Annotated in this window: 15 protein-coding genes; 6 read left to right on the plus strand and 9 right to left on the minus strand. The window is 47.8% G+C overall.

The genetic code is table 11. The features are described 5' to 3' along the window. The first annotated feature begins 50 nt into the window (after positions 1-50). Positions 51-536, plus strand: coding sequence for a hypothetical protein (locus OM95_RS09065; protein WP_291515967.1), 486 nt, complete (start codon positions 51-53; stop codon positions 534-536). A 21-nt stretch (positions 537-557) separates the two neighbouring features. Here the strand turns inward: OM95_RS09065 and OM95_RS09070 are convergent, their stop codons facing one another. From OM95_RS09070 to OM95_RS09080, 3 genes are all read right to left on the minus strand, one after another. After that, complete coding sequence (locus tag OM95_RS09070) at positions 558-1,052, minus strand: hypothetical protein (RefSeq protein WP_041872856.1); 495 nt, start codon at positions 1,050-1,052, stop codon at positions 558-560. Positions 1,053-1,054: 2 nt separating this feature from the next. After that, positions 1,055-2,254: a hypothetical protein gene (locus OM95_RS09075; protein ID WP_041872859.1), complete on the minus strand. Its 1,200-nt coding sequence runs from the start codon at positions 2,252-2,254 to the stop codon at positions 1,055-1,057. Between the two features lie 74 nt (positions 2,255-2,328). After that, positions 2,329-3,939 (minus strand): FAD-dependent oxidoreductase, encoded by a 1,611-nt coding sequence (locus OM95_RS09080; protein WP_041872862.1) that lies wholly within the window; start codon positions 3,937-3,939, stop codon positions 2,329-2,331. 155 nt (positions 3,940-4,094) lie between these two features. Here OM95_RS09080 and OM95_RS09085 point away from each other — a divergent pair, with 155 nt between their 5' ends. After that, entirely contained in the window at positions 4,095-4,670 is a 576-nt protein-coding gene (locus OM95_RS09085) for an HD family phosphohydrolase (protein WP_041872864.1), read from the plus strand. A 49-nt stretch (positions 4,671-4,719) separates the two neighbouring features. On the opposite strand, the gene OM95_RS09090 is transcribed toward OM95_RS09085, so the two are convergent. Further along, entirely contained in the window at positions 4,720-5,373 is a 654-nt protein-coding gene (locus tag OM95_RS09090; RefSeq protein WP_041872866.1) for an OmpA family protein, read from the minus strand. A 164-nt stretch (positions 5,374-5,537) separates the two neighbouring features. On the opposite strand from OM95_RS09090, the gene OM95_RS09095 reads away from it, so the two are divergent. Next, the gene (locus OM95_RS09095) at positions 5,538-6,242 is read left to right on the plus strand and encodes an SIMPL domain-containing protein (protein WP_291515969.1); all 705 of its coding nucleotides are present in this window, start codon (positions 5,538-5,540) and stop codon (positions 6,240-6,242) included. Between the two features lie 68 nt (positions 6,243-6,310). Here the strand turns inward: OM95_RS09095 and OM95_RS09100 are convergent, their stop codons facing one another. From OM95_RS09100 to OM95_RS09120, 5 genes are read right to left on the minus strand one after another with little or no spacing between them, the layout of a single operon-like run. Then, positions 6,311-6,847 carry a GyrI-like domain-containing protein gene (locus tag OM95_RS09100; protein ID WP_041872868.1) on the minus strand — a complete coding sequence of 179 codons (537 nt, stop codon included), beginning with the start codon at positions 6,845-6,847 and terminating at the stop codon, positions 6,311-6,313. Between the two features lie 4 nt (positions 6,848-6,851). Further along, a complete protein-coding gene (locus tag OM95_RS09105) occupies positions 6,852-7,400 on the minus strand; it encodes a thioredoxin family protein (RefSeq protein ID WP_041872871.1) in 549 nt (182 codons plus the stop codon). 8 nt (positions 7,401-7,408) lie between these two features. Further along, positions 7,409-8,158, minus strand: a complete 750-nt coding sequence (locus OM95_RS09110) for a biotin synthetase (protein WP_041872873.1) — start codon at positions 8,156-8,158, stop codon at positions 7,409-7,411. 1 nt (position 8,159) lies between these two features. After that, positions 8,160-8,984 (minus strand): carboxylating nicotinate-nucleotide diphosphorylase, encoded by an 825-nt coding sequence (gene nadC / locus OM95_RS09115; RefSeq protein ID WP_041872875.1) that lies wholly within the window; start codon positions 8,982-8,984, stop codon positions 8,160-8,162. Between the two features lie 46 nt (positions 8,985-9,030). Next, positions 9,031-10,134: a response regulator gene (locus OM95_RS09120; RefSeq protein WP_291515970.1), complete on the minus strand. Its 1,104-nt coding sequence runs from the start codon at positions 10,132-10,134 to the stop codon at positions 9,031-9,033. A gap of 35 nt (positions 10,135-10,169) precedes the next feature. Between OM95_RS09120 and lptG the strand changes: the two genes are divergently transcribed. From lptG to fmt, 3 genes are read left to right on the plus strand one after another with little or no spacing between them, the layout of a single operon-like run. Then, positions 10,170-11,249, plus strand: a complete 1,080-nt coding sequence (lptG, locus tag OM95_RS09125) for an LPS export ABC transporter permease LptG (protein ID WP_041872880.1) — start codon at positions 10,170-10,172, stop codon at positions 11,247-11,249. A gap of 26 nt (positions 11,250-11,275) precedes the next feature. After that, complete coding sequence (gene def, locus OM95_RS09130; RefSeq protein ID WP_041872882.1) at positions 11,276-11,893, plus strand: peptide deformylase; 618 nt, start codon at positions 11,276-11,278, stop codon at positions 11,891-11,893. Continuing rightward, positions 11,890-12,837, plus strand: a complete 948-nt coding sequence (fmt, locus tag OM95_RS09135) for a methionyl-tRNA formyltransferase (protein WP_041872884.1) — start codon at positions 11,890-11,892, stop codon at positions 12,835-12,837. Before def ends, fmt begins: the two co-directional genes overlap by 4 nt.

Below are 12,837 nucleotides of genomic sequence, written 5' to 3' on the forward strand. Positions count from 1 at the left end.
TTTGATTTTTAAAAAGTTCAGAGCATAATGGGTAACTCAAAAGGGAACCTATGGCTCTGCAACTTTCATTCAGCGTTCAGGATAAATGCACGACGATTCTGCTTAAAGGCAGTCTGAATGAATATTCCTCTGCTTTGGACGGAGTTGAGGTCAATCCTAATTTCGATTTGAATGTCGACCTGAAGGATTTGCAAGCCATCAATTCTTTGGGAATCCGCAATTTTCATAACTTCATCCGACGCTTGCGTTGCCAGCGCCTGCGCTTTTTTTATTGTCCGCGAGTGTTTGTCAATCAGTTGAATTTAGTGGAAGGTTTTCTTCCCGATAAAGCCGAGATCGAAAGTTTTTTTGTTCCCTATTTTTCCGAGCAAAGTGGTGAAGACGCGCAAGTGCTGTTCACTAAATTCTTAGAATATAAAAAAGTGAACGACAAAGTGGTTTTAAGCATCCCACAAGTTCAGGATTCTCAGGGAAATCGCATGGAGCTAGACGTTTTTAAAGATCAGTATTTCCGTTTTCTGGATAAATACTTCTAAAAGAAATCAGGCGCGTTCCTACTAATAGTTCTTGAAAAAGAATTTCGGACCAATTGTCAGCCACACATAAAAGGCGAACGAATTAAAGACGATGGCCCACATCAGGCGATTTCGGCTGGTCTTCGTCAAAGGAACTTCGCGACGTAGCACACGATAGCCTAAAATCATCGAATAGAAGTTGCAAATCAAAGGAATGAAGATGCAACCCAGAATGGCATTCCACAAAGCTTTCTTAGCTATGGCTTGCGTTTCTTCAAGATTATTTTCATGAACAAGTTGAATGCGCGGTTGCTCTTTTTTTTCCAGAGTCAGCGAGGCCTCGATGTATTCATGCTCAGGAATTTCTAAAGTCAGTTTACCTAGCAGTTGCCCAAGATGAGGCGCCACAGAGCGCGTCTGTTCATCGCGAACTCGCGGATGAAATCCTTGTGATTCCAAAAAAGATTTCACTACTTGCGCTTCGGAAAAATCCGCGCAGTCCATCAGGAATACGAATCCGGAGTTTGTCTTGGTCATGATCAGGATTTTACTTTGTCATCCCAGACCTGTACACAAGCATTTTTCGAAACTTTGCGTTCCTCGATCCACGGGAAGACCTGTTTCATGCCGTAGAACGCATCCATACCCGACGTGTAATGAAACTGTTTGATCTGTTTGGTGCGGGCATTGAATTTTTTCGGGAAAAGAACGGCTTCTGTCGCAATTCTCATGGTGTTTTCCCAAATGTCCTGTTCAAAAGGCGGTGGTTTATTGCCCGTCCAAAAAGGTTTTTCTTTATTCGCTGGAGGACACAAACCATGGCGAAGGCTTGCGTTATCTTTGCCATCGATTTTTTTAAGCCACAGAGAAAACTGGGACGGGGAGGTCACCACTTTGGCTAAAGGACTTTTGCTGGTGGCATGGGGCCCCTTAATAAACTCGGCTTGTCGGCCCGTGGCTTCGGCTCGGTTAAGAGAAATTTTCGCCACCGTCATAGGATAGTGAAGGCCATGTTTGTAACAGCGGGCCATCTCTGCGTAAAGCGTACGCGCCAAGGCATCCACATCAATTAAATCTTTTTCCGTCATCAAGGTGCCGTCTTCTTTTTTAATTTTCGGTACACCTTGTTTTTTTAAGTGCGGAAGAACGTAGGCGTCGTAGGGGTTGCCTTCCGCATAAGGGGACGGCGGATTTTTCGGATTGATCACACAAGCCCCCACGTAAGGAGTCAAAGCCTTCGCCGTGTCTGTGACCGAGTGATTGGCGATGGACTTTTGCAAGGGCTCAAGACTTTTTTGAATCTCTTTTGGGCCGGTTTTGCTGCCAGGCGGGCATTGTTCTTTTTCTGACGTTGCACTTCCGAAAAAGGAACTCTTCTTCGCGTTTGTCACATACGCGGCATCAATCCAGCCTTGTCCCTCTTGCGTATAAACCTTGCCATTGACCGTGCGCTGGTAGCGGTATTTCACCTGAACATATTCTTCCATTTGCATTTTGCCGGTATAAGGATCTTCGACCCTCATGGCTTTGGTCGGCGAAACAACTTCGATTTGGGCAGAGCTGTCGGGCCAGGCTATGGACTTACATTTCGGATCGCCGGAACAGTTTTTCCAGTTCATACCGGGTTGATTAAAGACCGAGACAATCTGGCCATCTTCCAGATCCAGATATGCCTTCCCATTTGCCCAGGTGACTTCAACCGCACTGATGAATAATAACAATAAGGCAATAAACCGCATAAGTTCTTTATCGATTTATTGCCTTGAAGCTTAAGGATTTTTTGCCGTTATTCTCAAAATAAGACGGGCGTTTTTCACTTAATAAGTGAGGAAACTTCAAGCGCGGCCTGATGAGCGGCTTCAAAGCACGGAGTCATCCAATTGTCCTGGTTGGCGAAGTGAATCACCCCCTGGATGGAGGCCGAAGCGATTTGCGGTGTTCTTGCTGCCAGCAGACCTTTCGCGGCAACCGGCAAGGCGTGTCCCCAGCGAGTCATACGCACGCCGTGAATGTCGCTGGGTGAAAGTCCCAAGGCGCTGAGCACGGGCTCAATGTCATTCAAATATTTCGTTTTGTATTTATCATGCGAGGCGGGATTGAACAAAAACTGGCGGGCGCCATCGTAGGCAATTCCTTGGTACAACGTGAGAACTCCGTGTTGTGTCTTATCCTGCTGAGCCCAACTGCCGAAACAGATATCTGTAAAGCTGCGATCGCCCCGTTTCATGGCGGTCGGCGAAGGCGGCATCTGACCGGTCAGACAATAGAGTTCATAACTCGGACTCTGAAGTGGTTTTTTTGTCAGGATATTTCCAACCAAGTAAGCGCGGTAAGGCAGAAGATCAATCGTCGTGTCTTGCTGCTTCGGCATTTGCGGCAACAGGCGGCGAGCGACAAATTTTGGGCAGGCCATCACAACATGCTGTGCTTGGATTTTTTTTAGAACGCCCATCTCATCAACATAAAGAACGGTGGCACCACCGTGTTCGGCTTTTACGCGTAAAACCATGCAGCCCGAGCGCAATGAATTTTTTCCGGCATCTTGGCGAATCTGTATCGCCATTTTTTGCGCAACATAAGAGTTCCCGCCAGGATATGCCAGAAGAGAACCCGTTTCGGCACTTAGGAAACCCAGATATTGAAACGCGGAAAGTTCGTCGATCGAAGCGCAGAAAGAACTCCAGCCATAAAGCTGCATGTATTCTTTGATATGTGGGTGAATATGTCCGAACTCTTTGTCGACCCATTGTTCCGCAGTCATCTGATCGTACTCTTTTGCGAAAGCACCTTCGAAGCTAAAGTCGGCTTCGTTGAAGATCTCTTTTAAACGGGCATGAAACTTTTTAAAGTCCGCGTGGGCATCGGCACTGGCTCCTTCCCAAAAGGGGCGGGCGAATTTTTTATTGTAAAACACCGTTGTGTCATCACCGGTTTCGCGACGGGCTTTATCGTGAATATCAAGATCTTCCAGAAGGACCGCTAACGGAGTGTCCTTGGCGGGTTCACAAAGATAAGCCGCTCCGATACTGTAAATCGCATCCTTGTACATCTCGCCCTTGGTGTTTCCACCTAAACGCGTGTCTTGTTCTAAGAGAGCTATTTTTTTCTCACGTAGATAGTAGGCGGTGCTCAAACCTCCGATGCCGCCGCCGACGATGACCACATCCAACTCTTCAGACGCCTTTGGCTCGCCACCTTGTTTTTCAATGTAACCGTCAATATTCCAAAGAATGTCATGCGGTCGATCGATATTGTCGCCGTTGAAGTCGATGCTGTTGGCTTCGTTATCTGCAAGACGTGCTATCGGCCAGTCGTCGGTTAGATTTTTTGCAATCCAGGAAGAGCCCGAAGCCAGAGTCTTCGTGGGGATAGAGGAAAGGGCCGCGAACGTCGCTGAGGTTTTTAAAAAATCACGTCTTTGCATGCCGCCTTGAATAGATTTATAGGCTGGAAATCACAACTACAGAAAGGGAAGCGTTGCTAGTTGAGAAGCAAATGAAACCTTCGAGGGTAAATGATGCTTTGAATCAATAAGAAAACTCATGCAACGGGGGCCCCTTTCGGGTATGGACTTCGTTCATGAACATTCCGATGCCTGAACTGACTGAAAAGCTCAATAAGCCTGAAATCATCAAAAAATCCTGGGTGATCACTCTTTCTGGAACCCGCTTTAACATCTTAGATCCGGATCCAAGTGCGGTGCGCATGGAGGACATAGCCTGCGCCTTGGCTCGTCAGGCGCGATTCAACGGTCACACTCGATTCTTTTATAGCGTCGGTCAGCACTCGTGCTTGGGCGCGGAAGTGTCGCCGACAAAAGAGATTGCCTTGCACATGCTTTTTCATGATGCGACCGAGGCCTATGTCGGGGACTTGGTGTCGCCAGTGAAAGCGCTTTTGCCGGATTTTGAGATTATTGAATCACGCATTCATTGGGCGATCTCGCAAAAATTTAATTTGGAGTTCCCACTTCCCAAAGTTGTGAAACAGATTGATCGTCGTCTCTTGGCGACAGAGGTTCGCGACCTGATTACGAAGGATCTATCCTCTTGGAATATCTCGGAAGACGAACCGTTCGAGTTTCCGATCATTCCGTGGCCGCCCGAAGTGACAGAGGCTCGCTTCCTTGAAATGGCCCGCAATCTTATGAAATAAAAAAAGGCATCCATTGGATGCCTTTTTCATTTTATCATTAAGAACGAAATTACTTTTGTGCGTTCTTAGGAACTTTGGACTCGTCCACCGTGATTTCAATTTCAACACGACGATTTTTTGCACGAGCTTCTTTTGTTTTCGCAGGGTCTACCGGATTTGCTGCGCCCATTCCAACTGCAGTTGCCGTATTTGCGGGAACTCCTGCTGCGACAAGCTGATTACGAACCGCTTCGGCACGTTGTTGTGACAAAGGGTTGTTGACCATTTGGCTGCCGGTATCGTCAGTGTATCCACGAATCGTCAATACGTTCTCTGGATACTTCTTCATGATCGCCGCCAATTGGTTTATGTTTTCTTTGGCTTGAGGTTTTAGATCCGCTTTACCGGTATCGAACAAGATATCACTCTTAAGTTTTGTAATCAGACCTTGCTCTGTTCTTTTGGTCTCAGCAATTTTAGCCAATTCTTTTTGTTGCTTATCCAAACGGTGACCGACGGCTCCACCAAGACCCGCACCCAAAGCAGCACCAATCAAGGCACCCTCATTGCGACGGCCTGTTTGATGGCCAATAACAGCACCAACCACAGCACCTACGCCCGCACCAATGCCAGCTCCTTTTGCCGTGTTAGGGTTTTCGTTCGCAGTTGCACAACCTGTCGCGATCATCGCCACAGCCGTTCCAATTAAAACTAACTTTTTCATCAATGAACTCCTCTAGAAATCTATTATCAAAACAAACCAAAAGGTGCCAGGGGACTTTTCCTAACTGGTCCGCGTTGAGACCAAAATTTCCCTGGCACCTTTTCGCTGGCACCTTTGGGTGGGCTGGACTAGAATTTTTGGTAGTCTAGAGGAAAGGGAGATTTATGAATAAGATTTTGAGCTGTGCGCTATTGGTGCTGACTTTAGGAGTCTCGGTTGCCAACGCAGACAATTTAATTGTGGTCAATGGAGTTGCGGAACGCGGATTGGATCCCAATCTTGTGAATATTTCTATCAGTGTATGGGCCAAAGCCCCGGCGGCAAAACAAGCGCAGCAGATGGCTGCCAGCCAGTTTAAGCTTGTGAAGAAAGTTTTTGAAGATTTCAAAATCAAAAAAGAGGATGTGCAAACCGACAATTACAGTTTGACTCCTGAGTACGAATACGATCAAAAAACGCAGCAAAATAGAATGACAGGATTTCGCGTAACGCAAAGTCTGCAAGTAACTTTGCGTAAGATCGATGAAGCCGGCAACTTCTTAGATGCGATTGTGTCTGATAAAAAGACCACAACGGCGGGAGTGAATGTGTCCTCGCTGACATGGGATTCAGACAAAAGAATGCAAGTCGAAACGGCCGCTCTGGGGGATGCTGTACGCGCGGCGAAAGTGAAGGCCGAAGAAATCGCCAAAGCTGCCGGAGTCAAAATCAAAGGAGTGGGTAAAATCTCGAGCTCTCAAAATCAATCCCCACCGCAGCCTTTCTATGCAACCTTCAATAAAATGGCTGCTGAATCGGCATCGACCGACGTTGCCGCCGGCCAAGTAAAGGTGCGAGTCGAAGTCACCGCCGAATACGAAATCAACTAAAAGGTACCTGCTTCCTATCGGCTGGCCTAGGTACCTGGTTCCTTTTCAGAACAAAGGGAAGCGGGTACCTATTGAACTGGAAATAGGTAGGTGGTCGTCATCGCATTTTTTTCGGTGATCGAATGAATTTCATAGATTTCGATCACGGCATCGGTCTGCTTAAGTTTCTGTTTTAGCATGAAGTCGTTCACTCGAGGATAAACCTTCAAAGGACCGATTCCAGGCGAGCCTGTGAAAACCGCGACGACGTATTTGCGGGCGGGAATTTCGCCGGACTTAAAATCTTCAGGCAGATTGGCTGGAACTTCAGCGACGATGCAACCCACTTTTGAGCGCAAGCGAGCCTCTTCAGTTGTTTGCGGATCGTCCATGTATTCACCGAAAGTACGGCCACAAGGTGCGCCCTGAGAAGCCATGTACTTTTCAACTTTCTCGATGATCTTATTCACTTTGTGATAGGGGCCCACGTGCTCCAAATACACGGTTTTAAAAGGGCCTTGCGCTGATTCAGAAATGTCGACACCTTTCCACGCTCCCAAATAGTTTGAAAGGAAGAGGCCGAAAGACACCATCGCTACCAGAATAAAAAATAAAATATACTTCATGCTGTTATATCCATTTGATTGAGCAGCCCATAGAGGCTGTTTGTTCTTCAGAAACTTTTTGATCTTTTAAAAGTGTTTGCACGGCTTCGTAAAGTTCACGCTTGGTGACTTTGTTGGCGTCTTTCCAGGAATCATCCAGACGACCGCGGTAAGCCAGCTTGTGGGCTTTGTCATAGACAAAGAAGTCAGGTGTGCAAACGGCCCCAAACTTATGGGCGATTTCCTGAGTTTCATCGTAAAGATAAACGAAGGGATAACCTTTGGCCTCCGCGCGCTTTTTAAGATTCTCGAATGAATCCTCAGGATGGCTTTTGGCATCGTTAGAGCAGATGGCCACGACCGGTACGTTTTGTTTTTTTAAGTCCTGTCCCAGTTGAATCAGGCGATCTTCAATAGCCTGAACATATGGGCAGTGATTGCAGATAAACATGATCACCAAAGGGCTGCCTTCGGGGAAGTTCTGCAAAGAGTAAGTTTGACCATCGGTCGCCGGTAATTTGAACTCGGGACACGGATTGCCTAAATCGGGAAACGGAGTGAAGGTCAAAGCCATAGGTCCTCCTAAAGATTCATCCAACTGATCTTTTGGTCGTTAATAAGAAGACTGCCATCGGCTTCCACACCCGTGTATTTTTCTTTCAACAAGGGGTGCATATTTAAAGCCGTGAGCAGGGACAACTGATCGGTCGAGCTTAAAGCCTCGTCGCAGTGGGAAACGGCATCTGTCAGTTCAAATAACAAACGGTCCAAGAATCCCATATAGTCTTGCCCCAGAAGGGGAGCGCCCGCGGGCAAAGATTCAATCAGACTGGTGGCCGTAGCAACGCCTTCCGGAGACGCCGTCACATTAAAGCCCAAGCCCACAATCAAACGCACTTCTGAACCCTGAACCAGACTTTCCAAAAGAATGCCGGCCACCTTTTTATCGCCGATGTAAACATCATTCGGCGCTTTTAAATTCCAAGGCAGAAACGGCCACGTGGTCGAACAGGCACGGTAAACCGCAAGTCCCACCAGGCAAGAAGTTGTCGGTTGCGGTTTGATACCCAAAAGAAAAGACCAGGAGCTTAAAAGAGCACTTCCGGGATGGGCGTCCAACCACGAATTTTTACCGCGACCACGGCCTGCAGTCTGATGGTCCGTCACATAAAGGCACAGAGATTCTTCCAAGAGATTTTCGGCAAAAGCCTCTTCCTTAGCCAGATTGTTCGTACTGTCCTGTTGAGATTTGTAAGACACGTACAAGTGATTGTTTTCCGCCCATTGCGACGTCACGCTGCCAATTCGAATATCCGCCAAAGGAGTGTCCACTTTAGTCCTCCCACTGGAAGACAAGACTGACGTCCGCACAAGGCGCAGAGTGGGTCAAAGCTCCGACAGAAATATAATTCACGCCGATTTCAGCAACGGAACGAACTCGTTCTAAATTCATGTTGCCACTGGCTTCGGTTTCAACCTCTGCCGGAATGATTTTCAAAGCCGCCTGTAAAGTCTCGTTGTTCATGTTGTCCAGAAGAATCCGTTGGACATTCAAACCCACGGCTTCTTGCACCTCTTCCAGGGTGCGCGCTTCAACTTCGATCGGCAAAGTCGAATACTCACGCACACGCTGAACGGCAGCGGTGATGCCGCCCATGACTGAAATATGATTGTCTTTAATCAGAATCGCGGTGCTGAGATTCATACGATGATTTACACCACCACCATGAACCACTGCGCGTTTTTCCAAATCGCGAAACGCCGGAGTTGTTTTACGGGTATCCAGAATCTTGGTCTGAGTTCCGGCGATCTGTTTCACGAAACGGCGAGTGTGAGTGGCAATACCCGACAGGTGCCCCAGAAAATTTAAAGCCACGCGTTCGGCTTTCAGAATTTGCACCAGATCCCCTTCGATCGTGCAGATGATTTGATTTTTGAGAATCTCATCGCCTTCTTCGAAGTGCCACTTGACGCGGGCATTGGGCTCTAGGGCTTGCATGGACTGTTCAAACGCCATGGCGCCAGAAAGCACGATGTCCTCCTTGGCCTTCAGACGGGCGCGACCCATACGAGGTTTCAGGGCTAAAGATTCAGTAGTGACATCGCCTTGAGGCATGTCTTCTTTGATGGCAGCACGGATGAGCTCCAACAATGTCATGGCAATCGACCTCTTTCAAAAGCACCGGGCTTCGAAAGACCGATGCTTAAATAGATTTCTCTGTTTCGCGAAGGATTTTATTGATTTCTTCGCGGATGACTCTTTCCGCGATTTCCGGAAGAACTTTCCAGCAAATGGATTCAATCACTTCGCGAGCTTCCTCACGAATAACCTTTTCCATCATATTGCTGTTTAAGTCTACTTTGGATTGAGTATTGGGCTGAGCATTAGAAGGAGCGGCTTTTTGCGGCCCTTTCGAAAGCGTCTCCATCATCTGCTCTTTCACGGATTTTTCAACTTTGTTGATGAAAGAGTCGGACTCTAAAGGAATCTTCGTCTTTGTTGCCGCTTCTGGCTTCTCAAAGCTGATTTCTTCAAAATCACCGGCAACTTCGATATGCGCTTGCGACAATTCATCATCCTGCGGGATGACAAATTTCGACGCAAAATCGTTGTTTTCAGTTTCCGGCAAATTGATTTTAAATTTCGTTAAGTCTTGATGAGCCCAGCCGCCTTCATCGTGTTCGTCAGCCATTTTCGGCGTCGTCAAAGGCACTGAAGAAAACTCTTCGTCGTTCATTTCCAGAGGATTGACGTCAGGATTTTCCACTTCAGGAATGTGATCGAACTCATTTTCGCCGGCTTCTGGAATGGCGTAAATGTTGCCGTCTTTAGCAGCAACCAGATCCTCACCGCGGGGTTGTTCCGAAGAAGTTGAGGGAGTTTCCTCAAACTCGGGCATGTCGGGGAAGGAAAGAAAGCTGCTGACGGGATTGGATTTTGTTTTCTGCACTAAATCGGACACGATCGAGCGCAAAATATCCGCGTCGAAGGGCTTTTCCAAACGGCGGTCGGCCTGGCTTTGGGCGGCTTTGGTTTCGTCGATTTCCATGAAGCCACTCCACATCAGAACGACGGGGATGTGCGCGGTTTCAGTGTCGCCTTTTAGATCAGAACAAACTTCGTAACCAGAGCGCTTTGTCAACAGAACGTCAGCAAAGACAATGTCAGGTTTGAAGCTTTTGGTGACGGCCAAGACGTCAAGTCCCACAGGAACGGCCTTCACTTCAACACCGAAGTCAGACAATGCCAGTTGCATTACTTTTTTGATTGTGGAACTCTCATCTGCAAGCAAGACGCGTAAAGCCATATGGAAAGTAGAATAGGAAAACGGGGAGTAGTCAAGTGAACAGAATCGACAGATACACAACATGGCTGTTTTGGGGATATTTCCTGGGTGGTCTTTTGGTGTTTTTGACGATCTTCACCGCTGTCGACGCCATGTCTACGATGGTGAACTATAAGAATGTAGCCCCCTCAGCGCTGCTCAATTACTATCTCTATTCTTTCCCTGAAATCATTTCTAAACTTCTTCCAGTTGCCTGTTTGTTGGGCACAATTTTGACTCTTTCCAGTCTGAATAAGGCGAATGAACTCGTTGCGTTATTTGCTAGTGGAATGAGTCTTCTGCGCATCTCTGCGCCGATCTTAGCCTGTGTCGCTTTGGTTTCGCTGGTGGGCTACTATGCCTCGGATCGGCTGATTCCAAAGGCGACCAAGGAAAAGAACTACATTTTTTATTATGATCTTAAAAAAGAGCCGCATCGCTTTTCCACGATTAAAACTGACAAGATCTGGTATCGCTCGAAGAACTCGATTTTCAACATCCAAACCTTGAATGCCAAAGGCGACCGCGCGCAAGGACTGACGATGTACTTCTTCAGTGAGGGTTGGGATTTGGTGCAAATGATCACGGCTCGCGACGTGGTCATTCAAGGGTCGCAGTGGTCGCTGGAAAATGGGGCGGTGACGGTGTTCACGAAGAATTCGAGCTTCCCTTTGACGACTCAGTTTAAGAAGAAAAACATTGTGATGGCCGAAGACTCTAAAGACTTGCAAAGTGCCGGGCAGACGGCCGATATGATGTCGCAGGCCGAGCTGAAACACTTCATTGAAAAAAATAAAGACGCCGGCTTAGATACGGTGGCCTATGAGGTCGACTATCACGCCAAGGTCAGTTTTGCCTTCGCGGGCCTTGTTATGTGCCTTTTGGGTATCCCTTTTAGCGTGGGCCGGGCGCGATCCGGGGGGACTATGCTGAATGTCGGGATCTGTCTGGGCTTGGTTTTCGCCTATTACGTATTCTATTCTTCGGGAATCACTTTAGGGCAACATGGGACTTTGCCGCCGTATGTGGCATCTTGGATGCCGAACATTGTTATGGCGTCGTTGGCCTTGGTCCTTCTCAAAAGGTTGAAACGCTGATATAATGGGGCCTCTCGGAGGTTCCTATGATCATGAAAATCCTCACATTCCCAGATCCGAAATTGCGTGAAGTTTCTAAACCTGTCACGGATTTTGGCCCAGAGCTTAAGAAGCTTTCTGAGGATATGATCGAAACAATGTATGACGCCAATGGTATTGGTTTGGCCGCTCCACAAGTAGGAGAACTCGTCCGCATGGTCGTCATCGACACACGCCCTAAAGATGAAAAAGGCCGTCGCTACAAGTACGAAGAAATGAGCGAACTTGAACAAGCCGTTCCGCAGCCATTGATTTTGATCAATCCTGAGATCGTTAAAGGTGAAGGCAAAACCACTTTCGACGAAGGTTGTCTGTCTATTCCCGGCTATTACGAAACTGTCGAACGCTTCAACTACATCGAGATGAAAGCCTACGACCTGAATGGTAAAGAATTTATCGTGAAGACGGACGGTCTTCTGGCGATTTGCATGCAACACGAACTGGATCACTTAGAGGGTACTCTTTTTGTCGATCATTTGAGCTTCGTCAAAGGCAATAAAATCAAAAACCAAATCAAAAAATACGGCTACCCGGTGAAAGACAAAGCTGACGCCGACAGTGCGAAAGCTGGAGCCGGACCAGACAAAGAAAAGTTGGAAGTGTGAGTAAGGTCCGCGTCTGTTTCCTTGGAACCCCCGAATTTGCTGTGACCTCGCTGCAAGCTCTTCTGAAGGATGAGCACTTTGAGGTCGTCGGAGTTGTCACGCAACCGGATCGTCCTGCGGGACGTAAGTTGCAACTGACACCCAGCCCGGTCAAAGTATTGGCCCAAGCCCACGGTTTAAAAGTTCTGACGCCAGAGTCCCTGAAAGCGGACACGGCTGCCGTGGCGGAAATCGCTAGTTGGGGAGCTGAAGTCGGGGTGGTGGTTGCCTTCGGTCAAATTTTAACTCAGAGTTTTTTGGACTCGTTTCGTTTCGGCTGTGTGAATGTTCATGGTTCGATTCTTCCGCGCTGGCGAGGAGCAGCTCCTATTCAGAGAGCGATTGAAGCGGGTGACGTGGAAAGCGGAGTGACTTTGCAAAAGATGGTCAAAAAGCTGGATGCGGGCGACATCATTGGTATTCGCCGTGTGAAGCTAACTCCTGAATTGAATGCACTGGAACTTCACGACAAGCTGGCGGAATTGGGCGCTGATCTTTTGCGTGTGGAGTTGATGGATTATGTGCGTGGCAATCTTGCGCCGACTCCGCAAGATGAATCGCAAGTAACGATTGCCAAAAAAATTGAAAAGCAAGAATCCCAAGTGGACTGGAATCTTTCGGCGAAGGCCATCGACGGAAAAATCCGTGGCTTCGTTTACGGTCCCGGCGTCTTCACTTTGCTGCAAGGTAAAAAACTGAAATTACATAAGGCCACTCCGGTGAGCGGTGCTGTCACTGCCGAACCAGGCAGTATCACGGCCATCCATGCAGATCATTTATCTGTGGCGACGGGGGATGGCATTCTGAAACTCTATGAAGTTCAGCCCGAATCCCGCAATCGCATGAAGGTCGCGGATTTTTTAAAAGGTCATGATCTCAAAGTAGGAGACAAACTTGGTGTCTAA

Origin of the sequence: Bdellovibrio sp. ArHS (assembly GCF_000786105.1) — a bacterium.
Taxonomy (GTDB): domain Bacteria; phylum Bdellovibrionota; class Bdellovibrionia; order Bdellovibrionales; family Bdellovibrionaceae; genus Bdellovibrio.

Coding starts and splice junctions, on each gene's coding strand:
- OM95_RS09065 (WP_291515967.1), top strand. CDS start 51: ATGGCTCTGCAACTTTCATTCAGCGTTCAGGATAAATGCACGACGATT.
- OM95_RS09070 (WP_041872856.1), bottom strand. CDS start 1,052: ATGACCAAGACAAACTCCGGATTCGTATTCCTGATGGACTGCGCGGAT.
- OM95_RS09075 (WP_041872859.1), bottom strand. CDS start 2,254: ATGCGGTTTATTGCCTTATTGTTATTATTCATCAGTGCGGTTGAAGTC.
- OM95_RS09080 (WP_041872862.1), bottom strand. CDS start 3,939: ATGCAAAGACGTGATTTTTTAAAAACCTCAGCGACGTTCGCGGCCCTT.
- OM95_RS09085 (WP_041872864.1), top strand. CDS start 4,095: ATGAACATTCCGATGCCTGAACTGACTGAAAAGCTCAATAAGCCTGAA.
- OM95_RS09090 (WP_041872866.1), bottom strand. CDS start 5,373: ATGAAAAAGTTAGTTTTAATTGGAACGGCTGTGGCGATGATCGCGACA.
- OM95_RS09095 (WP_291515969.1), top strand. CDS start 5,538: ATGAATAAGATTTTGAGCTGTGCGCTATTGGTGCTGACTTTAGGAGTC.
- OM95_RS09100 (WP_041872868.1), bottom strand. CDS start 6,847: ATGAAGTATATTTTATTTTTTATTCTGGTAGCGATGGTGTCTTTCGGC.
- OM95_RS09105 (WP_041872871.1), bottom strand. CDS start 7,400: ATGGCTTTGACCTTCACTCCGTTTCCCGATTTAGGCAATCCGTGTCCC.
- nadC (WP_041872875.1), bottom strand. CDS start 8,984: ATGACATTGTTGGAGCTCATCCGTGCTGCCATCAAAGAAGACATGCCT.
- OM95_RS09120 (WP_291515970.1), bottom strand. CDS start 10,134: ATGGCTTTACGCGTCTTGCTTGCAGATGAGAGTTCCACAATCAAAAAA.
- def (WP_041872882.1), top strand. CDS start 11,276: ATGATCATGAAAATCCTCACATTCCCAGATCCGAAATTGCGTGAAGTT.